Here is a 25,384-nt window from a genome sequence, read left to right on the forward strand (position 1 = left end):
CCCCCACCTTTTGTTGAGGCACACCACATGAACTGGGACGACACGGCCGACACACCCGCCGGCGAACGGCCGCCCGTACCCCCCGCGGAGCGGCTGGTGGGCTCCGTCGCCGACCGCGAGGACCAGGCCGTCGAGGCCGCCCTGCGCCCCAAGGACCTCGGCGAGTTCATCGGCCAGGAGAAAGTCCGCGAACAGCTCGACCTGGTGCTGCGCGCGGCCCGCGCCCGTGGCGCCACCGCCGACCACGTGCTCCTCTCCGGCGCCCCCGGCCTCGGCAAGACCACCCTGTCGATGATCATCGCGGCCGAGATGGGCGCCCCCATCCGCATCACCTCGGGACCCGCCATCCAGCACGCCGGCGACCTCGCCGCGATCCTCTCCTCCCTCCAGGAGGGCGAGGTCCTCTTCCTGGACGAGATCCACCGCATGTCCCGGCCCGCCGAGGAGATGCTCTACATGGCGATGGAGGACTTCCGCGTCGACGTCATCGTCGGCAAGGGCCCCGGCGCCACCGCCATCCCCCTCGAACTGCCCCCGTTCACCCTGGTCGGCGCCACCACCCGGGCCGGACTGCTGCCGCCCCCGCTGCGCGACCGCTTCGGCTTCACCGCGCACATGGAGTTCTACGAGCCCCGCGAACTGGAGCGCGTCGTGCACCGCTCCGCGCAGCTCCTGGACGTCGGCATCGAGGCGGAGGGCGCCGCCGAGATCGCCGGCCGCTCCCGCGGCACCCCCCGCATCGCCAACCGCCTGCTGCGCCGCGTCCGCGACTACGCGCAGGTCAAGGCCGACGGTTTGATCACCCGCGAGATCGCCGCGGCGGCCCTCGCCGTCTACGAGGTCGACGCGCGGGGCCTGGACCGGCTGGACCGCGCCGTCCTGGAGGCTTTGCTGAAGCTCTTCGCCGGCGGCCCCGTCGGCCTGTCCACGCTCGCCGTCGCGGTGGGGGAGGAGCGGGAGACCGTCGAGGAGGTGGCCGAACCCTTCCTGGTCCGCGAGGGACTGCTGGCCCGCACCCCGCGCGGCCGCGTCGCCACGCCCGCCGCCTGGACGCACCTCGGTCTCACCCCGCCCGGCGCCGCCACGTCGGGAAACGGACAACAGGACCTGTTCGGGACGTGACACCTCCGGCGCCCGATGCGCCGCCACTCGGGCGGTGGCCCGGTGCGGAACCCAGGTGCCATGCTGAGCGTTGTTCCATGTGTGCGGACTCGCTTAGACTCCGCCGATGCCGCCCTTGCGGGCGGCGCCGACACACCCCCATCCCCGAAAAGGCCGCTGTCCGTCGCGGTCGCGCGAAGGAAATCCCGTCCCGTGAATGCCTATACCCTTCTCCCGTTCATCGTGCTCATCGCGGCCATGTTCCTGATGACGCGCTCTGCCAAGAAGAAGCAGCAGCAGGCCGCCCAGATGCGCAACGAGATGCAGCCCGGTTCCGGTGTCCGCACGATCGGGGGAATGTACGCGACGGTCAAGGAAGTCAACGAGGACACCGTGCTCCTCGACGCCGCTCCCGGCGTGGACCTCCTCTTCGCGAAGAACGCGATCGGCGCCGTCCTCACCGACGACGAGTACAACCGCATCGTGCACGGCATCGAGCACGACCTGAAGTCCGACGCCGACATCGTCCCGGACGACGCCTCCTCCCTCACCGAGACCGACGAGACCGACGGATCTGCCGCCGCTGCCGCCGCCTCCGACGACAAGATCGACCTCGGTAAGAAGGACGCCGACGAGGACGCCGCCGACGGGTCCGAGGCCGCCGCGGCCACGACGGAGGACCAGCCGAAGAAGACCGACGGCGACTCCGACGCGAAGTAGTCACGCCCCGGTGGCGCGCGAGACGGCATAATCACGCCCCGCGCTCCACCGGGCGCGTCTGTTTCCCGCACGGGGAGCCCGACACCATGTCATGGCCGCCGAGCGCCGACCCGGCGCCGAGCGGCCCGAGAGGGAGTACGAGAAGGTGGCAGCACCTAAGAAGGGCCGGAGCGCGAGCGCCCAGAGCAAACCAGGGCGCTCACTGGCCCTCATCCTGATCGCCATCGTGGCGCTCACCGGAGGGATGTTCGTCTCCGGGCACACCACTCCGCGTCTCGGCATCGACCTCGCCGGTGGTACGAGCATCACGCTCAAGGCGAAGGCCGACCAGGGGTCCGCGATCAACAAGGCCAACATGGACACCGCGGTCGACATCATGAACCGCCGTGTCAACGGTCTCGGCGTCTCCGAGGCGGAGGTGCAGACCCAGGGAACCGACAACATCATCGTCAACATCCCGCGGGGCACCAACTCCAAGGAGGCCCAGCAGCAGGTCGGCACCACCGCCAAGCTCTACTTCCGCCCCGTGCTGGCGCGCGAGCCCAGCGGCGCCGCGGCCAGCCCCTCGCCGAGCGGCTCCCCGACCAGCGGCTCCTCGCCCAAGCCGGGCGCCGGCAGTCCCTCCCCGAGCGCCTCCTCCTCGCAGAAGGCCTCCTCGTCCGGCACCGCGTCCCCCACCGCCTCCGCGACCACCCAGGGCCGCGCGGTCACCGACGCGCTCAAGGCGGGCTCCAGCCCCTCGCCGAGCGCGACGCCCACCGGCGGCTCCTCGCCCCAGGCCACCCCCTCGGCCTCGGCCTCCGCCGGCGGTAAGGACACCTCGAAGCTCCAGGCCGCGTACACCGCCCTGGACTGCACCAAGCCCGACGACCGCGCCAAGGCCGGCAACAACGCCAAGCCCGGCGACCCCACCATCGCCTGCGGCAAGATCGGCAAGGGCTACTACAAGTACCTGCTCGGCCCCGCCGCCGTGGACGGCACCGAGGTGAAGAAGGCCCAGGCGGTCTTCGACACCCAGGGCGCCTCCGGCTGGCAGGTCCAGATGACCTTCGACTCCACGGGCGCCAAGAAGTTCGCCGACATCACCGGCGAGCTGGCCAAGAACCAGGCCCCGCAGAACGAGTTCGGCATCGTCCTGGACGGCGAGGTCGTTTCCAGCCCGTACGTCAGCCTGGCCATCACCGGCGGCCAGGCGGAGATCTCCGGCAGCTTCACGCAGCAGGACGCGCAGAGCCTCGCCAACATGCTGTCGTACGGCGCCCTGCCGCTGTCCTTCCAGGAGCAGTCCGTCACCACCGTGACCGCCGCGCTCGGCGGTGAGCAGCTGCACGCCGGTCTGCTCGCCGGCGCCATCGGCCTCGCCCTGGTCGTGATCTACCTGGTGGTCTACTACCGCGGCCTGTCGCTGGTCGCCATGGCCTCCCTCGTGGTCTCCGCGATCCTCACGTACGTGATCATGTCGCTGCTCGGCCCGGCCATCGGCTTCGCGCTGAACCTGCCGGCCGTCTGCGGTGCCATCGTGGCCATCGGTATCACCGCCGACTCGTTCATCGTCTACTTCGAACGCATCAGGGACGAGATCCGCGAGGGCCGCTCGCTGCGCCCCGCCGTCGAGCGTGCCTGGCCGCGCGCCCGGCGCACCGTCCTGGTCTCCGACTTCGTGTCGTTCCTCGCCGCCGCGGTGCTGTTCATCGTGACCGTCGGCAAGGTCCAGGGCTTCGCGTTCACGCTGGGTCTGACCACCGTGCTCGACGTGGTCGTCGTCTTCCTGTTCACCAAGCCGCTGATGACCCTGCTGGCCCGCCGCACGTTCTTCGCGAACGGCCACAAGTGGTCCGGGCTGGACCCGAAGAGCCTCGGTGGCAAGCCGCCGCTGCGCCGCACCCGCCGTCCCGCCGGTCCCGCCGCCGGCCCTGTCGACCCGAAGGAGGCATGAGCGATGTCGAAACTCGGCTCCCTCGGCGCCCGGCTGCACCGCGGCGAGATCAGCTACGACTTCGTCGGCAAGCGCAAGATCTGGTACGGCGTCTCGATCCTCATCACGATCACGGCCATCCTCGGTCTGGCGGTGCGCGGCCTGAACATGAGCATCGACTTCCAGGGCGGTGCCGTCTTCACCACGCCGAACCACATGAGCACCTCGGTCGCCCAGGCGGAGACGTACGCCAAGGACGCCTCCGGCCACCAGGCCGTCGTGCAGAAGCTCGGCAACGGCAGCCTGCGCATCCAGATCGCCGGCGTGGACACCGACAAGTCCGACCAGATCAAGCAGACCCTCGCCAAGGACCTGAACCTCAACCCCGAGAAGCTCGCCGCCGACCTGGTCGGCCCGAGCTGGGGCCAGGAGATCGCCAACAAGGCCTGGGAGGGCCTGGCGATCTTCATGGTGCTCGTCGTGATCTACCTGGCCATCGCGTTCGAGTGGCGCATGGCCGTCGCGGCCCTGGTCGCCCTGATCCACGACATCACCATCACGACCGGTATCTACGCCCTGGTCGGCTTCGAGGTCTCGCCCGGCACCATCATCGGTCTGCTCACGATCCTCGGTTACTCGCTCTACGACACGGTCGTCGTCTTCGACAGCCTCAAGGAGCAGACGAAGGACATCACCAAGCAGACCCGCTTCACCTACAGCGAGATCGCCAACCGTTCGATCAACGGCACCCTGGTCCGCTCGATCAACACCACGGTCGTCGCCCTGCTGCCGGTCGCCGGTCTGCTCTTCATCGGCGGCGGCTTCCTCGGTGCCGGCGACCTGAACGACATCTCGCTGTCGCTGTTCGTCGGCCTCGCGGCCGGCGCCTACTCCTCGATCTTCATCGCCACCCCGCTCGTCGCCGACCTCAAGGAGCGCGAGCCCGCGATGAAGTCGCTCACCAAGCGGGTCATGGCCAAGCGCGCCCAGGCCGCTTCGGAGGACGGCGTCGCCGGCGATGGCGACGTCGAGGAGGCCGCGCCCGCCGTGGTCGGCCCGCGCAACCAGCCCGTCTCCCGCGGCCGGGGCCGCGGCCGCCAGACGGGCAAGCGCCGATGACCGACATCCAGGAGCTGCTGCTCAGCCGCATCCGCGACGTCGCGGACTACCCGGAGCCGGGCGTGATGTTCAAGGACATCACCCCGCTGCTGGCGGACCCCGCCGCGTTCACCGCCCTGACCGACACCCTCGCGGGCATCGCCGCGAGTACCGGCGCCACCAAGATCGTCGGCCTGGAGGCCCGGGGCTTCATCCTCGGCGCCCCCGTCGCCGTCCGCGCGGGCCTGGGCTTCATCCCGGTCCGCAAGGCCGGCAAGCTGCCCGGGGCCACCCTGGGCCAGGCCTACGACCTGGAGTACGGCTCGGCCGAGATCGAGGTGCACGCGGAGGACCTGACCTCCGGCGACCGCGTCCTGATCGTGGACGACGTGCTGGCCACCGGCGGCACCGCCGAGGCGGCGATCCACCTCATCCAGCGCGCCGGTGCGGAGGTCGCGGGCCTCGCGGTCCTGATGGAGCTGGGCTTCCTCGGCGCCCGCACCCGCCTGGAGCCCACCCTCGCCGGAGCCCCCCTGGAGGCCCTCCTCCAGGTCTGACCGGCACCGACGGCAACACCGTACGGCCGCCCCGGCACCCCGCCGGCGGCGGCCGTACGGCGTTTCTCCACCGCGGAACCGCTCTCGTCGACGCGGCCCGGGGGGCGTTCTCCCGGCCGGAACCACCCTCGCCGGCCCCCTGGACAGCACCTCCCGGCCACCTCCCGGAATCCCCCGTGCATCCCAGGCGTTACAGGGGTAGTCGGTCCCTACGGTCCGCCTGCGGGCTATTCGCAGCGGCAGGATCGCTACCATGGGGTCTCCGGAGCCTGACCGGGGGACCCGGAACGTGCACGAGGAGCCCTCTTGCCAGACGAGGCCCAGCCACTGACCGCCGCCAAGCCCGAGCCCGCCTCGGCGCCCGCGGCCAAGCCCGCGCCGAACGTGTCGACCGCCAAGAACGACACCCGCGGGGCGGTCGAGCACGCCCCGTCCGCGTCCGTCGAGAAGTCCGCCGAGGCCTCCCGTCCCAAACCGGCGGCCCCCGCCGGGCGCCCCGCCCAGCCCCCCGTCGTGCGCTCGCCCGCCGTGCAGCCCGGCCGCACCGGCTCCTCCAATCGCGTCCGCGCCCGCCTGGCCCGCCTCGGCGTCCAGCGCGCGAACCCGTACAACCCGGTCCTGGAACCGCTGCTGCGGATAGTGCGCAGCAACGACCCGAAGATCGAGAACTCCACCCTGCGCCAGATCGAGCGCGCCTACCAGGTCGCCGAGCGCTGGCACCGCGGCCAGAAGCGCAAGAGCGGCGACCCGTACATCACGCACCCGCTCGCCGTCACCACCATCCTCGCCGAACTGGGCATGGACCCGGCCACGCTGATGGCGGGCCTGCTGCACGACACCGTCGAGGACACCGAGTACGGGCTCGACCAGCTGCGCCGCGACTTCGGCGACACCGTCGCCCTCCTCGTCGACGGCGTCACCAAGCTGGACAAGGTCAAGTTCGGCGAGGCCGCGCAGGCCGAGACCGTGCGCAAGATGGTCGTCGCCATGGCCAAGGACCCGCGCGTCCTGGTCATCAAGCTCGCCGACCGCCTGCACAACATGCGCACCATGCGCTATCTCAAGCGCGAGAAGCAGGAGAAGAAGGCGCGCGAGACCCTGGAGATCTACGCGCCGCTCGCCCACCGCCTGGGCATGAACACCATCAAGTGGGAGCTGGAGGACCTCGCCTTCGCGATCCTCTACCCCAAGATGTACGACGAGATCGTCCGGCTGGTGGCCGAACGGGCGCCCAAGCGCGACGAGTACCTGGCCATAGTGACCGACGAGGTCCAGTCCGACCTGCGCGCCGCCCGGATCAAGGCGACCGTCACCGGCCGCCCGAAGCACTACTACAGCGTCTACCAGAAGATGATCGTCCGCGGCCGCGACTTCGCGGAGATCTACGACCTGGTGGGCATCCGCGTCCTCGTCGACACCGTCCGCGACTGCTATGCCGCCCTCGGCACCGTGCACGCGCGATGGAACCCGGTCCCCGGCCGGTTCAAGGACTACATCGCGATGCCCAAGTTCAACATGTACCAGTCGCTGCACACCACGGTGATCGGTCCCAACGGCAAGCCCGTCGAACTGCAGATCCGCACCTTCGACATGCACCGCCGCGCCGAGTACGGCATCGCCGCGCACTGGAAGTACAAGCAGGAGGCCGTCGCCGGCGCCTCCAAGGTGCGTACCGACGCGCCGAGGACGGCCGGCAAGGACAAGGACGCCATCAACGACATGGCGTGGCTGCGGCAGTTGCTGGACTGGCAGAAGGAGACCGAGGACCCGGGCGAGTTCCTGGAGTCCCTGCGCTTCGACCTCTCCCGCAACGAGGTCTTCGTCTTCACGCCCAAGGGCGACGTCATAGCGCTCCCGGCGGGCGCCACCCCGGTGGACTTCGCCTACGCCGTGCACACCGAGGTCGGCCACCGCACCATAGGAGCGCGGGTCAACGGCCGCCTCGTACCGCTCGAATCCACCCTGGACAACGGCGACCTGGTGGAGGTCTTCACCTCCAAGGCGACCGGCGCCGGGCCCTCCCGCGACTGGCTCGGCTTCGTCAAGTCGCCCCGGGCGCGTAACAAGATCCGCGCCTGGTTCTCCAAGGAGCGCCGGGACGAGGCGATCGAGCAGGGCAAGGACGCCATCGTGCGGGCCATGCGCAAGCAGAACCTGCCGATCCAGCGCATCCTGAACGGCGACTCCCTGATCACGCTCGCCCACGAGATGCGCTACTCGGACATCTCCGCGCTGTACGCGGCGATAGGCGAGGGCCATGTCTCCGCGCAGAACATCGTGCAGAAGCTGGTGCAGGCCCTCGGCGGCGAGGAGGCCGCCACCGAGGAGATCGACGAGTCGGTCCCGCCGTCCCGCAGCCGCGGCCGCAAGCGCCGCTCCAGCGCCGACCCCGGCGTCGTGGTCAAGGGCGTCGACGACGTGTGGGTCAAGCTGGCCCGCTGCTGCACCCCCGTGCCCGGCGACCCGATCATCGGCTTCGTCACCCGCGGCAGCGGCGTCTCCGTGCACCGCAGCGACTGCGTCAACGTGGATTCGCTGTCCCGGGAGCCGGAGCGCATCCTCGACGTCGAGTGGGCGCCCACCCAGTCCTCGGTCTTCCTGGTCGCCATCCAGGTCGAGGCCCTGGACCGCTCCCGGCTGCTGTCGGACGTCACCCGCGTGCTGTCCGACCAGCACGTCAACATCCTCTCGGCCGCCGTCCAGACCTCCCGCGACCGCGTCGCCACCTCCCGCTTCACCTTCGAGATGGGCGATCCCAAGCACCTCGGCCACGTCCTGAAGGCCGTACGGGGCGTGGAGGGCGTGTACGACGTCTACCGCGTGACCTCCGGACGCAGTCGGTCGTAACCGCCGTAGCACCGCCTCGGAAGCCGGCTCCGGAAGACAGGGAAAGGGCCCCGTACGCGCGTACGGGGCCCTTTCACGCCGGTATCGGGGGAATCAGCCGCCGAACTCGTGCAGCCCCTTCAGAGCCTGGTCCAAGAGTGCCTGGCGGCCCTCCAGTTCCTTCTGGAGCTTGTCGGCCTTCGCGGTGTTGCCCTGGGCGCGGGCCTGTTCGATCTGCGCCCCCAGCTTGTCCACGGCCGCCTGGAGCTGCCCGGTCAGACCCTCGGCACGCGCACGCGCCTCCGGGTTCGTACGGCGCCACTCGGCCTCCTCGGCCTCCTGGATCGCCCGCTCGACCGTGTGCATCCGGCCCTCGACCTTCGGCCGCGCGTCCCTGGGGACGTGGCCGATGGCCTCCCAGCGCTCGTTGATCGAACGGAAGGCGGCACGGGTGGCCTTCAGATCGCCGATCGGCAGGAGCTTCTCGGCCTCCTCGGCCAGCTCCTCCTTGAGCTTCAGGTTCTCCGTCTGCTCCGCGTCCCGCTCGGCGAACACCGAGCTGCGCGCCGCGAAGAACACGTCCTGGGCGCCGCGGAAGCGGTTCCACAGGTCGTCCTCGTGCTCGCGCTGGGCGCGGCCCGCGGCCTTCCACTCGGACATCAGATCGCGGTAACGGGCCGCCGTCGGACCCCAGTCCGTGGAGCCGGACAGCGCCTCGGCCTCGGCGACCAGCCGCTCCTTGATCCGGCGGGCGTCCTCGCGCTGCGCGTCCAGCTGTGCGAAGTGCGCCTTGCGACGCTTGGAGAACGCCGACCGGGCGTGCGAGAAGCGGTGCCACAGCTCGTCGTCGGACTTGCGGTCCAGACGCGGCAGCCCCTTCCAGGTGTCCACCAGCGCCCGCAGCCGCTCACCCGCGGCCCGCCACTGGTCGGACTGCGCGAGCTGTTCCGCCTCGACGACCAGGTCCTCCTTGGCCTTGCGGGCCTCGTCGGACTGCTTGGCCCGCTGGGCCTTGCGCTCCTCGCGGCGCGCCTCGACGGTCTCCACGAGCTTGTCCAGCCGGCCGCGCAGCGCCGCCAGGTCGCCGACCGCGTGGTGCGCGTCCACCTGCTCGCGCAGGTGGTCGATGGCGGCCTGGGCGTCCTTCGCCGACAGGTCGGTGGTCCGCACTCGCTTCTCGAGGAGGCCGATCTCGACAACCAGGCCCTCGTACTTGCGCTCGAAGTAGGCCAGCGCCTCCTCAGGGGAGCCGGCCGCCCAGGATCCGACGACCTGCTCGCCGTCGGCCGTACGCACGTACACGGTCCCCGTCTCGTCGACGCGGCCCCACGGGTCGCTGCTCACAGCGCCTCCTCCACATGATGCCTGCGGGGTGCCTCAGCGCCCCCGGGCATCCACCACAGTTTCGTCACGGCCAACATAGGCGACCAGCGGGTTCCCTGTCCGCATCCAGCGCGACCGAAATTGCGCCGACGGCCTTGACCGCCCTCAGGACTTGGCGACCGTCGCCTTGTTGATCACAACGGTCGCGTTCGGGGCACCGTCACCCTGGCCGGTGCTCTCGCCGGCCGCCGCGATCTTGTCCAGCACCTTCATGCCGGACGCGGAGATCGTGCCGAACGGCGTGTACTGGGGCGGCAGCGGGCTGTCCTTGTAGACCAGGAAGAACTGGCTGCCGCCGGTGTGCTTCTGGCCGGTGTTGGCCATCGCCACGGTGCCCGCCGGGTACGTGTTCTTCTTCAGGCTCGAATCCTTCAGGTTCTCGTCCGGCAGCGTGTAGCCGGGACCGCCCATGCCGGTGCCCTGCGGGTCGCCGCACTGCAGCACGTAGATGCCCTGCGTGGTCAGGCGGTGGCACTTGGTGTGGTCGAAGAAGCCCTTGCCCGCGAGGAAGTCGAAGGAGTTGACCGTGTGCGGGGCCGCGGACGTCTTCAGCGCGATCGGGATGTCACCGCACGTCGTCGCGAGGTTCAGCGTGTACTTCGCCGACGTGTCGATCGACATCGCCGGCTCCTTCTTCCAGCTGAGCTTCTGCACCGAGCCCGCGGCAGGCTTCTGGCACGGGTCCGGCGCCTTGCTCGGCCGCGCGGACGCGCTCGGCGTGGTCTTGGCGCTCGCGTCGGTCTTCTTGTCGTCGCCTCCCAGCGCGTGGGTCGTGTACAGCGCCACACTGCCGATCACGATCACGCCCAGTACCGACGCGATCGCGGAGTTGCGCACACGGGCCTTGCGCCGCGACTCGGTGCGCCGCTGCTGCTGACGCAAGAACTTCTCCCGGGCGAGCTGACGCCGCCGCTGCTCCTGGCTGACCACCGGGTTCTCTCCTCATGCGTGTCGTTGTCGAGCGGTACGCGTGCGTCCTCGTGGGCCGACCACTGCGTGTAGCCCCGTACCGTATATGGGTTCGCTGAGGAAACGGCAGCGCCGGTAGGCTCTGAGCGCGGCCGAGGCCGCCTTGTCACCGCCTGCCAACCGATGAAACGAAGGACGATCGTGCTCATTGCCGGGTTCCCCGCCGGGGCCTGGGGGACGAACTGCTACCTCGTCGCCCCCGCCGCCGGTGAGGAGTGCGTGATCATCGACCCGGGCCACCAGGCCGCCGAGGGAGTCGAGGAAACGCTGAAGAAGCATCGGCTCAAGCCCGTCGCGGTCGTCCTCACCCATGGCCACATCGACCATGTGGCCTCGGTCGTCCCCGTGTGCGGCGCCCATGACGTCCCCGCCTGGATCCATCCCGAGGACCGCTTCATGATGAGCGACCCGGAGAAGGCGCTCGGCCGCTCCATCGGCATGCCGCTCATGGGCGAGCTGACCGTGGGCGAGCCCGACGACGTCAGGGAACTGGCCGACGGGGCGCGGCTGGAGCTGGCCGGGCTGGAGTTCTCCGTCGCGCACGCGCCGGGCCATACCAAGGGGTCGGTGACCTTCCGGATGCCCGAGAGCGCCGACGTCCCGTCGGTGTTCTTCTCCGGGGATCTGCTGTTCGCCGGCTCCATCGGACGCACCGACCTGCCGGGCGGATCCATGGCGGACATGCTCGGGTCGCTGGCACGGGTGTGCCTGCCGCTCGACGACTCCACCGTGGTCCTGTCCGGCCACGGCCCCCAGACGACCATCGGCCGCGAGCGCGCCACCAACCCCTATCTGCGGGAAGTGGCAGCCGGCCAGGGAGCCCCCGCGGCTCCCCGACGAGGAATGTGACGAGAGAGCTTCCCGTGAGCACCTTCCAGGCCCCCAAGGGCACCTACGACCTGATCCCGCCGGACTCGGCCACGTACCTCGCGGTCCGTGAGGCGATCGCCGCTCCGCTGCGCAACTCCGGCTACGGCTACATCGAGACCCCCGGTTTCGAGAACGTCGAGCTGTTCGCGCGCGGCGTCGGCGAGTCCACCGACATCGTGACCAAGGAGATGTACGCCTTCGAGACCAAGGGCGGCGACAAGCTCGCCCTGCGCCCCGAGGGCACGGCCTCCGTGCTGCGCGCGGCCCTGGAGGCCAACCTGCACAAGACCGGCAACCTCCCGGTCAAGCTCTGGTACTCGGGCTCGTACTACCGCTACGAGCGCCCGCAGAAGGGCCGTTACCGCCACTTCTCCCAGGTGGGCGCCGAGGCGATCGGCGCGGAGGACCCGGCCCTCGACGCCGAGCTGATCATCCTGGCCGACCAGGCGTACCGCTCGCTGGGCCTGCGCGACTTCCGCATCCTGCTCAACAGCCTGGGCGACAAGGAGTGCCGGCCGGTGTACCGGGCCGCGCTCCAGGACTTCCTGCGCGGCCTGGACATCGACGAGGACACGCGCCGGCGCGCCGAGATCAACCCGCTGCGCGTCCTGGACGACAAGCGTGAGTCCGTCCAGAAGCAGCTCACCGGCGCCCCGCTGCTGCGCGACTACCTTTGCGACGCGTGCAAGGCGTACCACGAGGAGGTCCGCGAGCTGATCACGGCGGCGGGCGTGGCCTTCGAGGACGACCCGAAGCTGGTCCGCGGCCTGGACTACTACACCCGCACCACCTTCGAGTTCGTGCACGACGGCCTCGGCTCGCAGTCCGCGGTGGGCGGCGGCGGCCGCTACGACGGCCTGTCCGAGATGATCGGCGGCCCCGCGCTGCCCTCCGTCGGCTGGGCCCTCGGCGTCGACCGCACGGTCCTCGCGCTGGAGGCCGAGGGTGTGGAGCTGGACATCCCCGCCGGCACCTCCGTCTACGCCGTCCCGCTCGGCGAGGAGGCCCGGCGCGTCCTGTTCGCCAAGATCACCGAGCTGCGCAGGGTGGGCATCGCGGCGGACTTCTCGTACGGCGGCAAGGGCCTCAAGGGCGCGATGAAGAGCGCCAACCGCAGCGGCGCGCGCTACGCCCTCGTCGCCGGTGAGCGCGACCTCGCCGAGGGCGTCGTCCAGCTCAAGGACATGGAGTCCGGCGAGCAGACGGCGATCGGCGTCAACGAGATCGTGGCGGAGCTGGAGTCCCGGCTCGGCTAGTCGGCACGACGCACAGGAAGGGCGCCGGGGATGTCCCCGGCGCCCTTCTCGCTGCTCCAGCGGTCCGGCATCGGGTCGCCGCGCGGCCGGAAGAACCGACAGATCCCGTCAACTCGGCGGGTGCCGGTTCGTCCTGCCGGTCGATTCCGGCCGGGGACCGCCCGGCGCGGCCGCCCGGCGCCGGGTCCGCGCCGGGCGCCGGGACCTCGACCCCGTCCCGGGACCGGTTGCCCCGGAGGACCTCCGCCATGGTGTCCCCGCCCACGCCGTCGGGTCCGAGCAGGCCGGACGCCTTATCGCGCCGGATGCCGGGATCCGGGCCCGTCCACCGCGGTCGCGTCCCCGTGCCGCGCCCGCGGTCCCGGCGCGTTCACCTCGAATTCGCTCGCGTGTGCTGTCATGGCCTTGATGCTCTGGCTGGAACCCCACGGTCCGTGACCGCCGGCGGAGCGGCTTGTGTCCGTCGAACGGTGGGCACACAGGAGGGTGCGGCACAATGGCCGACGCCCGAAGATGGTCCAACTCTCAAGTGACGGAATCGGCGTGATGAGCAAGACGACAGTCAACGACGTCTCCGCGGTGTCCGGTCCCGACCGCCCCGCCGACGCCCGCACGGTGGGCGGCAGCCGCGCCTTCGCCCTGCTGCTGGTCATCACCGGCGCGGCCGGACTCCTGGCCGCCTGGGTGATCACGCTCGACAAGTTCAAGATCCTCGAATACAAGGTCGCGGGCAAGACCTTCACCCCGGGGTGCAGCGTGAACCCGGTGGTCTCCTGCGGCAGCGTGATGGAGAGCAAGCAGGCCGCCGTCTTCGGCTTCCCCAACCCGATGCTCGGCCTGGTCTGCTACGGCGTCGTGATCTGCGTCGGCATGAGCCTGCTGACCCGCGCCCGCTTCCCGCGCTGGTACTGGCTGACGTTCGACTTCGGCACCCTCTTCGGCGTCTGCTTCGTCACCTGGCTGCAGTTCGAGTCCCTGTACCGGATCAACGCCCTGTGCCTGTGGTGCTCGCTGGCCTGGGTCGCCACGATCACCATGTTCTGGTACGTCACCTCGTTCAACGTCCGCAACGCCTTCCTGCCCGCCCCGCGCTGGCTGCGCTCCTTCTTCGGCGAGTTCACCTGGGTGCTCCCGGTCACCCACTGCGGCATCATCGCCATGCTGATCCTGACCCGCTGGGGCAGCCAGCTCTGGGCCTGAGCCCCCGCCCGCGGCCCGGCCCGGCGCCCGGTCCCGGACCGGGGCCGGGCCGGATTGTCGGTGCCGTGTCTTAGGGTTTCAGCGTGGAACCCGACCTCTTCACCGCAGCAGCCGAGGAACGCCAGGAGAAGGACCCGGCGGCCAGTCCCCTGGCGGTGCGCATGCGCCCGCGCACGCTCGACGAGGTCGTGGGCCAGCAGCACCTGCTCAAGCCCGGCTCGCCCCTGCGCCGCTTGGTCGGCGAGGGCTCCGGCGGCCCCGCCGGACCGTCCTCGGTGATCCTTTGGGGCCCGCCCGGCACCGGCAAGACGACCCTCGCGTACGTCGTCTCCAAGGCGACCAACAAGCGCTTCGTGGAGCTGTCCGCGATCACCGCGGGCGTCAAGGAGGTGCGCGCCGTCATCGACGGCGCCCGCCGCGCCGCCGGCGGCTTCGGCACCGAGACCGTCCTCTTCCTGGACGAGATCCACCGCTTCAGCAAGGCCCAACAGGACTCCCTGCTCCCCGCCGTCGAGAACCGCTGGGTGACCCTGATCGCGGCCACCACCGAGAACCCCTACTTCTCGGTGATCTCCCCGCTCCTGTCCCGCTCCCTGCTGCTCACCCTCGAACCCCTCACCGACGACGACGTCCGCGGCCTGCTCCGCCGCGCCCTGGACGCCGAGCGGGGCCTGAAGGGCGCGGTCACCCTCCCCGAGGACACCGAGGACCACCTGCTGCGCATCGCTGGCGGCGACGCCCGCCGCGCCCTGACCGCCCTGGAGGCCGCCGCCGGGGCCGCCCTCGACCAGGGCGAGAGCGAGATCTCCCTCGCGACCCTGGAGCAGACCGTGGACCGTGCGGCGGTGAAGTACGACCGCGACGGCGACCAGCACTACGACGTCGCCAGCGCCCTCATCAAGTCCATCCGCGGCTCCGACGTGGACGCGGCCCTGCACTACCTCGCCCGCATGATCGAGGCCGGCGAGGACCCCCGGTTCATCGCCCGGCGCCTGATGATCTCCGCCAGCGAGGACATCGGCCTGGCCGACCCGAACGCGCTGCCCATCGCGGTCGCCGCCGCCCAGGCCGTCGCCATGATCGGCTTCCCCGAGGCGGCGCTGACCCTCAGCCACGCCACCATCGCCCTCGCGCTCGCCCCGAAGTCCAACTCCGCGACGACCGCGATAGGCGCCGCCCTGGAGGACGTGCGCAAGGGCCTCGCGGGCGCGGTGCCCCCGCATCTGCGCGACGGCCACTACAAGGGCGCCGCCAAGCTCGGCCACGCGCAGGGGTACGTGTACCCGCACGACCTGCCCGAGGGCATCGCCGAGCAGCAGTACGCCCCGGACGCGCTGAAGGACCGCGAGTACTACGCGCCGAGCCGGCACGGCGCCGAGGCGCGGTACGCGGACGCGGTCGACTGGACCCGCAAGCACCTCGGTCGCAGACGGTCCTGAGCAGCCTGTAGAATGCCCGGAAGCGCCCAGTCCCGTGCCGTCAGAGCGGGACAGCGGGCCGGAGTTCCCGTCCTCCCGGGGATGGACTCCAGGAGCGTCGCGCACCGTCGATCGGTGTCGCGGGCAGCCCACCACCACCCCGGAGCCCGGGAGCGGTCGGTGGGCCACTCGCGTGCTGCACGTATGTGCCCAGACCAGGGAAGCGGCTGCCCAGCAGGTCCCCTCGCGGACCGGCGGGTTTTCCCGGCTGCGGATGCGACCTCCCCGAACCCTGGCAAGCCGAACACTACGAAACGAGATTGAGACAGTGGCGAACCAGTCCCGCCCCAAGGTCAAGAAGTCGCGTGCCCTCGGCATCGCGCTGACCCCGAAGGCCGTCAAGTACTTCGAGGCCCGCCCCTACCCGCCGGGTGAGCACGGCCGCGGCCGCAAGCAGAACTCGGACTACAAGGTCCGTCTGCTGGAGAAGCAGCGCCTGCGCGCTCAGTACGACATCTCCGAGCGCCAGCTGGTCCGCGCCTACGAGCGTGCGTCCAAGGTCCAGGGCAAGACCGGTGAGGCCCTGATCGTGGAGCTGGAGCGCCGCCTCGACGCGCTGGTCCTGCGTTCGGGTCTCGCCCGCACGATCTACCAGGCCCGCCAGATGGTCGTCCACGGCCACATCCAGGTCAACGGCCAGAAGGTCGACAAGCCGTCCTTCCGTGTCCGTCCGGACGACGTCGTGCAGGTCCGCGACCGCTCCAAGGACAAGACGCTCTTCCAGATCGCCCGTGAGGGTGGCTTCGCCGCGGACGGCGAGACCCCGCGCTACCTCCAGGTGAACCTCAAGGCCCTGGCGTTCCGCCTGGACCGTGAGCCGAACCGCAAGGAGATCCCGGTGATCTGCGACGAGCAGCTCGTCGTCGAGTACTACGCCCGCTGATCCCAGCCCCGGCGCAGCACCGCACTCCGGCCCGCCGTCTTTCCCGTCCTTCCGGGCGGGGGAGGCGGCGGGTCCGCGTTTTCCCGGCCGCGCCGCCCGCCCGTCCTACCGCTGCCTCCCGGCTTCGCGGCCCCCGCCCGCCCGCACCGCGTCCCACCGCGACGATCCGCGGGGCACCGGCACCGAGACCGGCGGTCGCGCCCCGTCCCGGCCCAGCACCCGGCCCACCGCGGCCTCCCGGTCCAGGCGCGCTCCGCGTCGTACGCACTCCTCGTAACGGGCGTCGCCCAGCGCCTCGCGGGCGGTCGTCTCGCACTGGGCGTGCGGGGCGTTGTAGTGCGCCGAGCCGAAGAGGGGGAGGCCCACCGAGGGCCAGGAACGTGCGGCCGCGCCCTGGAGGAGGGCGGCCTCGGCGGCATCGCCCTCGGTCGCCGTCACCAGGGCGAGGAGTTCGAGGGAGAGGACCGAGCCGAGCAGGTCGTCGAAGGCGTGGGCATGGCGCAGGCACTCGGTCAACAGCTCCCGGGCGCGTGCCGAGGCGCCGTCCCGCCAGGCCGCGTACGCCAGCACGTACAGCGCGTACGACCGCGCCCAGCGCTCCCCGTGCTCCTCGCACACCCGGCGCACGTCCTCGCACAGTCGCACCGCGTCCGGCAGGTCCCCCTGGAAGGCACGCGCCATCGCCAGCTCCACCCGCCCCATGAGCACATTGCTGTTCAGCTCGCCGATCTCCCCGTAGCGGGCGAGCGCCGACCGCAGCAGCGTTTCTGCACGCGGCAGATCGTCCGTGACCAGCGCCAGACAGCCGGTGCGGTGCTCCGCGTACGCCACCGCCAGCGGGTCCGCTGCCCGCTCAGCCCGCTCCCGGCACGCGCGCAGCGCCTCCCGCGCCGGACCGCGGTCGCCCTGGAGCACCGCCACATAGCCGAGCACCCACAGGGCCTTGAGCCGGGACCGTTCGTACCCCGACTCCAGGGCCGCGCTCCGCTCCAGCCAGCGCCGCCCCTCCGCGAGCCGGCCGCAGCCCACCCAGCAGAACCACAGCGACCCCGCCAGGTACTGGCCGAGATGCGCCTCCTCGGGCTGGGTGAGGCAGAACTCCAGCGCGGCCCGCAGGCTGGGCAGCTCCACCGCCACCCGCGCGGCCACCTCCCGCTGCCGGGGCGAGAACCACTCCTGCTCGCACCAGGTCGCCAGCCCCAGGTACCAGTCCCGGTGCCGCCGGCGCAGCCGGGCCGCGTCCCCGGTCGCCTCCAGCCAGCCGGCGCCGTAGGCCCGCACGGTGTCCAGCATCCGGAAGCGGGAACCCGCCGGGGTCTCCTCGCGAGTGATCACCGACTGGGCCACCAGCTCCGAGAGCACGTCGAGGACGTCCGTGTCGGGCAGCCCGTCCCCACTGCACACGTACTCGACCGCCTCCAGGTCGAAGGTCCCCGCGAACACCGTGAGCCGCGCCCACAGCAGCCGTTCGGGCGGGGTGCACAGCTCATGGCTCCAGCCGATCGCCGTGCGCAGCGTCTGGTGCCGGGGCAGCACATCGCGGCCGCCGCCGGTCAGCAGCCGGAACCGGTCGTCCAGGCGGCCCAGCAGCTGCGCGGGGGACAGGACCCGCAGCCGCCCCGCCGCCAGCTCCAGCGCCAGCGGGATGCCGTCCAGGCGCCGGCACAGCTCCCGCACCTCGGGGCCGTCGGACACCGGGACCCCCTGCTCCCGGGCCCGGTCCGTGAACAGCTCCACCGCCTCGTCCGCGCCGAGCGGCGCCAGCGGGAACAGCCGCTCGCCCGCCAGGCCCAGCGGCCGCCGACCCACCGCCAGCACCCGCAGCTCGGGCAGCTCGCGCAGCAGCTCCGCGACCAACTCGGCCGCGGCGTCCACCAGATGCTCGAACCCGTCGAGGACCAGCAGCACCGGGCGCCCGGCCAGTTGCTCCGGCACCGTCTCGCGCGGCGCCCGCGCGGTGTGGTCGGTCAGCCCGAGGGCCTCCGCCACCTCGTACTCCACGAACTCCGGGTCGTGCGCCGACGCCAGCTCCACCCAGCCGTGCGCCGTCTCCCAGTCCGCGACGACCCGCGCGGCCAGCCGGGACTTGCCCACGCCCCCGGCCCCGGTCACCGTCACCAGCCGGCCCGCCCGCAGCGCCGCGGCGAGCCCCGCCACCTCCGCCGTACGTCCGACGAATCCGGTCACTTCGAGGGGCGGCTCGCCGTCGGCGAAAGGTTCTGGGCACTGAGGACCTCGCATGGGACACGGAGCGTACTGAACCGTGTTCATTCCGTACAATCGCTTCCCACAACTCCACCGCTCGCGCGGGGAAACCGGTACGGAGCGTCCGCCCCGGCGCGATAGGCTCGGGACACGACTTTTCCGATGCTCAGGCACGTTTCAGGGAGCGGGTGCGCACAGTGTCCGGTGGCGAGGTGGCCGGGATCCTGGTGGCCGTCTTCTGGGCGATCCTGGTCTCCTTCCTCGCGGTGGCTCTCGTGAGGCTGGCCCAGACGCTCAAGGCGACCACCAAGCTCGTGGCGGACGTGACCGACCAGGCCGTTCCGCTGCTCGGGGAGGCGTCCCGGGCCGTGCGCTCCGCGCAGACCCAGATCGACCGGGTCGACGCGATCGCCACCGACGTCCAGGAGGTCACCTCGAACGCCTCCGCGCTGTCGACCACTGTGGCCTCCACCTTCGGCGGCCCGCTGGTCAAGGTCGCGGCCTTCGGCTACGGCGTCCGCAGGGCGCTCGGCGGCCGCAAGGCGGAGGACGTGCCCGAGGAGTCGCCCCGGCGTACCGTGATCGTGGGCCGCACGGTCCCCGCCGCACGACGCAAGCGCAACCTCCGCGGGAAGAGGGACTGAGACCGAGCCATGTTCCGCCGTACGTTCTGGTTCACCACCGGCGTCGCCGCCGGCGTCTGGGCCACCACCAAGGTCAACCGCAAGCTGCGGCAGCTGACCCCCGAGAGCCTGGCCGCGACCGCGGCCAACAAGGCCCTGGAGACCGGACAGCGCCTGAAGGACCGCGCGGTCGGCTTCGCGCTCGACGTCCGCGACAACATGGCCCAGCGGGAGAACGAGCTCCAGGAGGCCCTCGGCATCCAGGAGGACCCCGGACTTCCCGCCCCCCGGCGGCTCGCCGCCATCGAGTACACCCCGAGCGCCAACCGCACCAACCCGAAGTACATCGAATCCCCGATGCACTCGTACAACCGGAATGAGGACCACTGATGGAGTCGGCCGAGATTCGCCGCCGCTGGCTGAGCTTCTTCGAGGAGCGCGGGCACACCGTCGTCCCTTCGGCGTCGCTCATCGCGGACGACCCGACTCTGCTCCTCGTCCCCGCCGGCATGGTGCCCTTCAAGCCCTACTTCCTGGGTGAGGTCAAGCCGCCGTTCCAGCGCGCCACCAGCGTGCAGAAGTGCGTGCGCACGCCCGACATCGAAGAGGTCGGCAAGACCACCCGCCACGGCACGTTCTTCCAGATGTGCGGCAACTTCTCCTTCGGCGACTACTTCAAGGAAGGCGCCATCAAGTACGCCTGGGAGCTGCTCACCAGCGCCCGGGACAAGGGCGGTTACGGCCTCGACCCCGAGCGCCTGTGGATCACCGTCTACCAGGACGACGACGAGGCCGAGCAGATCTGGCACGAGGTCGTCGGCGTGCCCAAGGAGCGCATCCAGCGCCTGGGCAAGAAGGACAACTTCTGGTCCATGGGCGTCCCCGGCCCCTGCGGCCCCTGCTCCGAGATCAACTACGACCGCGGCCCCGAGTTCGGCGTCGAGGGCGGCCCGGCCGTCAACGACGAGCGGTACGTGGAGATCTGGAACCTCGTCTTCATGCAGTACGAGCGGGGCGAGGGCACCGGCAAGGACGACTTCGAGATCCTCGGCGACCTGCCCAGCAAGAACATCGACACCGGCCTCGGTCTTGAGCGCCTCGCCATGATTCTGCAGGGCGTGCAGAACATGTACGAGATCGACACCTCGATGGCCGTCATCGAGAAGGCCACCGAGCTGACCGGCGTCCGCTACGGAGACGCCCACGACTCGGACGTCTCCCTGCGTGTGGTCACCGACCACATGCGCACGTCCGTGATGCTCATCGGCGACGGCGTCACCCCGGGCAACGAGGGCCGCGGCTACGTGCTGCGCCGCATCATGCGCCGCGCCATCCGCAACATGCGCCTGCTCGGTGCCACCGGTCCGGTGGTCAGGGACCTGATCGACACCGTGATCGGCATGATGGGCCGGCAGTACCCGGAGCTGGTCACCGACCGCGAGCGCATCGAGAAGGTCGCCCTCGCCGAGGAGAACGCCTTCCTGAAGACGCTGAAGGCCGGCACCAACATCCTGGACACCGCCGTCACCGAGACCAAGCAGTCCGGTGGTTCCGTCCTGTCCGGCGAGAAGGCCTTCCTGCTCCACGACACGTGGGGCTTCCCGATCGACCTCACCCTGGAGATGGCCGCCGAGCAGGGCCTGTCCGTGGACGAGGAGGGCTTCCGGCGCTTGATGAAGGAGCAGCGGGAGCGCGCCAAGGCCGACGCCCAGGCCAAGAAGACCGGCCACGCCGACCTGGGTGCCTACCGCGAGATCGCCGACAGCGCCGGTGCCACCGACTTCATCGGCTACACCGACACCGAGGGCGAGTCCACCATCGTCGGCCTGCTGGTCGACGGCGCCTCCTCCCCGGCCGCCTCCGAGGGCGACGAGGTGGAGGTCGTCCTGGACCGCACCCCGTTCTACGCCGAGGGCGGCGGCCAGATCGGCGACACCGGCCGCATCAAGGTCGACACCGGCGCCGTGATCGAGATCCGCGACTGCCAGAAGCCGGTGCCGGGTGTCTACGTCCACAAGGGCGTGGTCCAGGTCGGCGAGGTGACGGTCGGCGCCAAGGCCCACGCCTCCATCGACAACCGCCGCCGCAAGGCCATCGCCCGCGCCCACTCGGCCACCCACCTCACCCACCAGGCCCTGCGCGACGCCCTCGGCCCGACGGCCGCCCAGGCCGGTTCCGAGAACCAGCCCGGCCGCTTCCGTTTCGACTTCGGGTCGCCGTCCGCCGTGCCGACGGCCGTGATGACCGACGTCGAGCAGAAGATCAACGAGGTGCTGGCCCGCGATCTCGACGTGCACGCCGAGGTCATGGGCATCGACGAGGCCAAGAAGCAGGGCGCCATCGCCGAGTTCGGCGAGAAGTACGGCGAGCGGGTCCGTGTGGTGACCATCGGCGACTTCTCCAAGGAGCTGTGCGGCGGCACGCACGTGCACAACACCGCCCAGCTGGGGCTGGTGAAGCTGCTCGGCGAGTCCTCCATCGGCTCGGGTGTGCGCCGTATCGAGGCCCTGGTCGGTGTGGACGCCTACAACTTCCTCGCCCGTGAGCACACGGTCGTCAACCAGCTGACCGAGCTGCTCAAGGGCCGCTCGGAGGAGCTGCCGGAGAAGGTCTCCGCCATGCTCGGCAAGCTGAAGGACGCCGAGAAGGAGATCGAGAAGTTCCGCGCCGAGAAGGTGCTCCAGGCCGCCGGCGGTCTCGCCGAGTCCGCCAGGGACGTGCGGGGCATCGCCCTGGTCACCGGCCAGGTGCCGGACGGCACCACGCCGGACGACCTGCGCAAGCTGGTCCTCGACGTGCGCGGCCGCATCCAGGGCGGCCGGGCCGCCGTGGTCGCCCTGTTCACGGTGAACAACGGCAAGCCGCTGACGGTCATCGCCACCAACGAGGCCGCCCGCGAGCGTGGCCTGAAGGCCGGTGACCTGGTGCGTACGGCCGCCAAGACCCTCGGCGGCGGCGGTGGCGGCAAGCCGGACGTCGCCCAGGGCGGCGGCCAGAACCCGGCCGCCGTCGGCGAGGCCGCCGAGGCCGTCGAGCGTCTCGTCGCCGAGACCGCCAAGTGACGGGCGAGACGGCCAACTGACATCCGAGTAAGGAAACAGTCGGAAATGCGCAGAGGACGTCGGCTTTCGATCGACGTCGGGGACGCCCGGATCGGGGTCGCCTCGTGCGACCCCGACGGGATCCTCGCCACCCCGGTGGAGACGGTCCCCGGCCGGGACGTCCCCGCCGCCCACCGCCGGTTGCGTCAACTGGTGGCGGAGTATGAGCCGATCGAGGTAGTCGTCGGTCTCCCTCGCTCCCTCAAGGGGGGCGAGGGTCCGGCCGCCGTCAAGGTCCGCGCCTTCGCCCAGGAGCTGGCCAGGGGCATCAAACCGGTGCCGGTCCGCCTCGTGGACGAGCGGATGACGACCGTGACGGCCAGTCAGGGGCTGCGGGCCTCGGGCGTGAAGTCCAAGAAGGGCCGGGCCGTCATCGACCAGGCCGCGGCCGTGATCATCCTTCAGCAGGCCCTCGAATCCGAACGGGTGTCAGGTAAGGCACCAGGCGAGGGCGTCGAAGTGGTCATCTGATCGCGATACGGTAACGTTCCGCGCGATGCGGCGGCGTTCGAACAGCCGACGCACAACAAGAGGCGGAGCGGAAGCCGGCCCCCGGCCGTGTGACCGTCGGCCTCGCGGCTCTAGGGGATCGATGACTGAGTATGGCCGGGGCCCAGGCTCCGAACCGTGGCATCCGCAGGACCCGTTGTACGGGGACGGCGGATGGGAAGGGCAGCAGGCTTACGCCGGGCATCAGGCTGCCTACGGCGGCCAGTCGCAGCAGCAGTACCCTCAGCAGCAGCAGTACGGCGACTGGTCGCAGGGCCAGCAGCCGGGGTACGACGGTCAGCAGTACCCGTACTACGGGGACCAGGGACATCCTCAGTACGACCCCCATTACCAGGGCCAGCACCCGGAGTACCAGCAGCAGCCCCAGCAGCCGGGCCACCCCGGCCACCAGGGCTGGGACGCGACCGGCACCCACGGCCAGGTGCCCTACGCGGCCGACCCGGGCGACCCCTACGGTCAGCAACCCGTGGCGTACGGCGCCGAGCAGCCCGACCTCTACGGCACCGAGGACGCCTATCCGCCGCCGGAGCCGCCCGGCCGCAGGCGCCCCGAGGCCGAACCCGAGCAGGACTCCGTCGCCGACGACGAGGAGGAGCACGCCTTCTTCGCGGGCGGCGGCGAGGACGACGACGAGGAGCACGAGCTGGCCGGCCGCCGGGAGCGGCGCGGCGGCAAGGGCAGAAAACCCGTCAAGAGCAAGAAACGGCGTACCGGCTGCGCCTGCATGGTCGTCGTCCTGGTCTTCGGCGGCGGCCTCGGCGGAGTCGGGTACTACGGCTACAAGTTCTACCAAAATCGTTTCGCCCCGGCTCCGGACTACGCGGGCGAGGGCACCGGCGAGACGGTGACCGTCGAGATCCCCAAGGGCGCCGGCGGCTGGGACATCGGACGGCGGCTGAAGGAGGCCGGCGTCGTCAAGAGCGCCGAGGCCTTCGTGCACGCCCAGGGCACGACACCGGGCGGCGACTCGATCCAGGCCGGCGCCTATCTCCTGAAAAAGGAGATGTCCGCGGCCAGCGCCGTGCGCATGATGCTCGACCCGAAGAGCCAGAACAATGTGATCGTGACGCCGGGCGAGCGGAATGTCGCCGTTTACCAGGCCATCGACAAGAAGCTTGAGATCTCCGCCGGCAGCACCGAGAAGATCGCGAAGAAGGAATACCGGGACCTCGGTATGCCGGCCTGGGTGCAGAACAGCCCCGAGATGAAGGACCCGCTGGAGGGCTTCCTCTTCCCGGGCACCTATCCGGCCGCCAAGGGCATGAAGCCGGACACGATCCTCAAGCAGATGGTGGCCCAGGCCAAGGAGCGGTACGCCACCTACGGCCTGGACGCGAAGGCCAGGTCGCTGGGCCTGCACGACGCTTTCGAGCTGGTCACGGTCGCGAGCCTGGTGCAGGCGGAGGGCAAGACCCACGACGACTTCCGCAAGATGGCCGAGGTGGTCTACAACCGCCTCAAGCCCACCAACACCGAGACGAACCAGTTGCTGCAGTTCGACTCGACGTACAACTACGCCAAGGGCACCAGTAACATCCATATCTCCGAGAAGGAGATCAACAGCAACCAGAGCCCGTACAACACGTACACCCACAAGGGCCTTCCGCCCGGTCCCATCGGCAACCCCGGCGAGGACGCGATCAAGGCGGCGCTGAATCCGACCCACGACGGCTGGATCTATTTCGTGGCGACCGACGGTACGACCAATACCGAATTCGCCCGCACCTACGAAGAATTCAAGCAGCTCAAGGACAAGTTCAATGCCAGCTCGGGCAACTGACGCCCGCCGGGCCGCCGTGCTCGGAAAGCCCATCGCCCACTCGCTCTCCCCGGTGCTGCACCGGGCGGCCTACGAGGAACTGGGGCTCGCCGGCTGGTCGTACGACCGTTTCGAGGTCGACGAGGCCGCGTTGCCCGCCTTCTTCGAGGGGCTCGGGCCCGAGTGGGCGGGGCTGTCGCTCACCATGCCGCTGAAGCGGGCGGTCATCCCGCTGCTGGACCAGATCAGCGAGACGGCCGCCGCCGTGGACGCCGTCAACACGGTGGTGTTCGACGCGGACGGCCGTAAGCGAGGGGACAACACCGACATCCCGGGCATGGTGGCCGCGCTGCGCGAACACGGCATCGAACAGGTGGAGTCCGCCGCGATCCTCGGTGCCGGCGCCACCGCCTCCTCCGCGCTCGCCGCCCTGTCCCGCGTCTGCACCGGCGAGGTCGTCGCCTACGTGCGCAGCGAGCCCCGCGCCGAGGAGATGCGCCAGTGGGGCCGCCGCCTCGACGTGGACGTCCGCACGGCCGACTGGTCGGACGCGGCCGAGGCCCTGCGCGCCCCGCTGGTGATCGCCACCACCCCCGCCGGTACCACCGACGCCCTCGCCGCCGCCGTACCCGAACGCCCCGCCACCCTGTTCGACGTGCTCTACGAGCCCTGGCCCACCGAGCTGGCGGCCCGCTGGTCCATGTACGGCGGCGCCGTCGTCGGCGGCCTCGACCTGCTGGTCCACCAGGCCGTGCTCCAGGTCGAACAGATGACCGGGATCGCCCCGGCGCCGCTGGAGGCCATGCGCAGGGCCGGGGAACAGGCGCTCGCCGCCCGCTGACCTCCCCGTACCGCGTCCGCCGCCCGCTGACCTCCCCGTACCGCGTCCGCCGGCCGTCCACGACCCGTCCGCTTGCTGGACCGGACACC

Annotated in this window: 20 protein-coding genes; 17 read left to right on the forward strand and 3 right to left on the reverse strand. The window is 70.8% G+C overall.

Annotation, left to right across the window (positions count from 1 at the left end):
- The first annotated feature begins 27 nt into the window (after positions 1-27).
- From ruvB to ACWDD7_RS12770, 6 genes are all read left to right on the forward strand, one after another.
- Positions 28-1,122 carry a Holliday junction branch migration DNA helicase RuvB gene (gene ruvB / locus ACWDD7_RS12745; RefSeq protein WP_351875865.1) on the forward strand — a complete coding sequence of 365 codons (1,095 nt, stop codon included), beginning with the start codon at positions 28-30 and terminating at the stop codon, positions 1,120-1,122.
- 192 nt (positions 1,123-1,314) lie between these two features.
- On the forward strand, positions 1,315-1,821 hold the full coding sequence (gene yajC / locus ACWDD7_RS12750) for a preprotein translocase subunit YajC (protein WP_450457343.1): 507 nt from the start codon (positions 1,315-1,317) through the stop codon (positions 1,819-1,821).
- A gap of 145 nt (positions 1,822-1,966) precedes the next feature.
- On the forward strand, positions 1,967-3,757 hold the full coding sequence (secD, locus tag ACWDD7_RS12755) for a protein translocase subunit SecD (protein WP_450457397.1): 1,791 nt from the start codon (positions 1,967-1,969) through the stop codon (positions 3,755-3,757).
- 3 nt (positions 3,758-3,760) lie between these two features.
- A complete protein-coding gene (gene secF / locus ACWDD7_RS12760) occupies positions 3,761-4,855 on the forward strand; it encodes a protein translocase subunit SecF (protein ID WP_450457344.1) in 1,095 nt (364 codons plus the stop codon).
- The gene (locus tag ACWDD7_RS12765) at positions 4,852-5,391 is read left to right on the forward strand and encodes an adenine phosphoribosyltransferase (RefSeq protein WP_392214819.1); all 540 of its coding nucleotides are present in this window, start codon (positions 4,852-4,854) and stop codon (positions 5,389-5,391) included. Before secF ends, ACWDD7_RS12765 begins: the two co-directional genes overlap by 4 nt.
- Positions 5,392-5,697: 306 nt before the next feature.
- The gene (locus ACWDD7_RS12770; protein WP_450457345.1) at positions 5,698-8,238 is read left to right on the forward strand and encodes a RelA/SpoT family protein; all 2,541 of its coding nucleotides are present in this window, start codon (positions 5,698-5,700) and stop codon (positions 8,236-8,238) included.
- Between the two features lie 93 nt (positions 8,239-8,331).
- Here the strand turns inward: ACWDD7_RS12770 and ACWDD7_RS12775 are convergent, their stop codons facing one another.
- A complete protein-coding gene (locus ACWDD7_RS12775; protein WP_351875881.1) occupies positions 8,332-9,561 on the reverse strand; it encodes a DUF349 domain-containing protein in 1,230 nt (409 codons plus the stop codon).
- A 144-nt stretch (positions 9,562-9,705) separates the two neighbouring features.
- Entirely contained in the window at positions 9,706-10,530 is an 825-nt protein-coding gene (locus ACWDD7_RS12780; protein WP_351875884.1) for a peptidylprolyl isomerase, read from the reverse strand.
- 180 nt (positions 10,531-10,710) lie between these two features.
- On the opposite strand from ACWDD7_RS12780, the gene ACWDD7_RS12785 reads away from it, so the two are divergent.
- From ACWDD7_RS12785 to rpsD, 5 genes are all read left to right on the forward strand, one after another.
- Positions 10,711-11,418, forward strand: coding sequence for an MBL fold metallo-hydrolase (locus ACWDD7_RS12785; RefSeq protein ID WP_285560819.1), 708 nt, complete (start codon positions 10,711-10,713; stop codon positions 11,416-11,418).
- Between the two features lie 14 nt (positions 11,419-11,432).
- The gene (gene hisS, locus ACWDD7_RS12790; protein WP_351875886.1) at positions 11,433-12,695 is read left to right on the forward strand and encodes a histidine--tRNA ligase; all 1,263 of its coding nucleotides are present in this window, start codon (positions 11,433-11,435) and stop codon (positions 12,693-12,695) included.
- 546 nt (positions 12,696-13,241) lie between these two features.
- The gene (locus tag ACWDD7_RS12795) at positions 13,242-13,895 is read left to right on the forward strand and encodes a vitamin K epoxide reductase family protein (protein WP_351865859.1); all 654 of its coding nucleotides are present in this window, start codon (positions 13,242-13,244) and stop codon (positions 13,893-13,895) included.
- An 83-nt stretch (positions 13,896-13,978) separates the two neighbouring features.
- Entirely contained in the window at positions 13,979-15,334 is a 1,356-nt protein-coding gene (locus ACWDD7_RS12800) for a replication-associated recombination protein A (protein ID WP_450457346.1), read from the forward strand.
- Positions 15,335-15,641: 307 nt separating this feature from the next.
- A complete protein-coding gene (gene rpsD, locus ACWDD7_RS12805; RefSeq protein WP_070030068.1) occupies positions 15,642-16,256 on the forward strand; it encodes a 30S ribosomal protein S4 in 615 nt (204 codons plus the stop codon).
- 105 nt (positions 16,257-16,361) lie between these two features.
- On the opposite strand, the gene ACWDD7_RS12810 is transcribed toward rpsD, so the two are convergent.
- On the reverse strand, positions 16,362-18,497 hold the full coding sequence (locus tag ACWDD7_RS12810; RefSeq protein ID WP_450457347.1) for an ATP-binding protein: 2,136 nt from the start codon (positions 18,495-18,497) through the stop codon (positions 16,362-16,364).
- Between the two features lie 161 nt (positions 18,498-18,658).
- Here ACWDD7_RS12810 and ACWDD7_RS12815 point away from each other — a divergent pair, with 161 nt between their 5' ends.
- The 6 genes from ACWDD7_RS12815 to ACWDD7_RS12840 all read left to right on the forward strand — a co-directional run bounded on the left by ACWDD7_RS12815 (position 18,659) and on the right by ACWDD7_RS12840 (position 25,295).
- Positions 18,659-19,105 (forward strand): DUF948 domain-containing protein, encoded by a 447-nt coding sequence (locus ACWDD7_RS12815; RefSeq protein WP_450457398.1) that lies wholly within the window; start codon positions 18,659-18,661, stop codon positions 19,103-19,105.
- 9 nt (positions 19,106-19,114) lie between these two features.
- Positions 19,115-19,474 (forward strand): hypothetical protein, encoded by a 360-nt coding sequence (locus ACWDD7_RS12820; protein ID WP_450457348.1) that lies wholly within the window; start codon positions 19,115-19,117, stop codon positions 19,472-19,474.
- Entirely contained in the window at positions 19,474-22,146 is a 2,673-nt protein-coding gene (alaS, locus tag ACWDD7_RS12825) for an alanine--tRNA ligase (RefSeq protein WP_450457349.1), read from the forward strand. Before ACWDD7_RS12820 ends, alaS begins: the two co-directional genes overlap by 1 nt.
- 45 nt (positions 22,147-22,191) lie before the next feature.
- Positions 22,192-22,656, forward strand: a complete 465-nt coding sequence (ruvX, locus tag ACWDD7_RS12830) for a Holliday junction resolvase RuvX (protein WP_351865843.1) — start codon at positions 22,192-22,194, stop codon at positions 22,654-22,656.
- A gap of 121 nt (positions 22,657-22,777) precedes the next feature.
- Entirely contained in the window at positions 22,778-24,475 is a 1,698-nt protein-coding gene (gene mltG / locus ACWDD7_RS12835; RefSeq protein WP_450457350.1) for an endolytic transglycosylase MltG, read from the forward strand.
- Complete coding sequence (locus ACWDD7_RS12840) at positions 24,456-25,295, forward strand: shikimate dehydrogenase (protein ID WP_392214836.1); 840 nt, start codon at positions 24,456-24,458, stop codon at positions 25,293-25,295. The genes mltG and ACWDD7_RS12840 overlap by 20 nt, the downstream gene beginning before the upstream one ends.
- The last annotated feature ends 89 nt before the right edge of the window (positions 25,296-25,384 follow it).

This window comes from Streptomyces sp. NPDC001056, assembly GCF_053598955.1.

Bases quoted from the DNA above. Each gene is read 5' to 3' on its own strand.
- ACWDD7_RS12840 (WP_392214836.1), top strand. From the start codon at position 24,456: ATGCCAGCTCGGGCAACTGACGCCCGCCGGGCCGCCGTGCTCGGAAAG.
- alaS (WP_450457349.1), top strand. From the start codon at position 19,474: ATGGAGTCGGCCGAGATTCGCCGCCGCTGGCTGAGCTTCTTCGAGGAG.
- ACWDD7_RS12810 (WP_450457347.1), bottom strand. From the start codon at position 18,497: ATGCGAGGTCCTCAGTGCCCAGAACCTTTCGCCGACGGCGAGCCGCCC.
- secF (WP_450457344.1), top strand. From the start codon at position 3,761: ATGTCGAAACTCGGCTCCCTCGGCGCCCGGCTGCACCGCGGCGAGATC.
- ruvB (WP_351875865.1), top strand. From the start codon at position 28: ATGAACTGGGACGACACGGCCGACACACCCGCCGGCGAACGGCCGCCC.
- ACWDD7_RS12820 (WP_450457348.1), top strand. From the start codon at position 19,115: ATGTTCCGCCGTACGTTCTGGTTCACCACCGGCGTCGCCGCCGGCGTC.
- ACWDD7_RS12795 (WP_351865859.1), top strand. From the start codon at position 13,242: ATGAGCAAGACGACAGTCAACGACGTCTCCGCGGTGTCCGGTCCCGAC.
- ACWDD7_RS12765 (WP_392214819.1), top strand. From the start codon at position 4,852: ATGACCGACATCCAGGAGCTGCTGCTCAGCCGCATCCGCGACGTCGCG.
- mltG (WP_450457350.1), top strand. From the start codon at position 22,778: ATGACTGAGTATGGCCGGGGCCCAGGCTCCGAACCGTGGCATCCGCAG.
- ruvX (WP_351865843.1), top strand. From the start codon at position 22,192: ATGCGCAGAGGACGTCGGCTTTCGATCGACGTCGGGGACGCCCGGATC.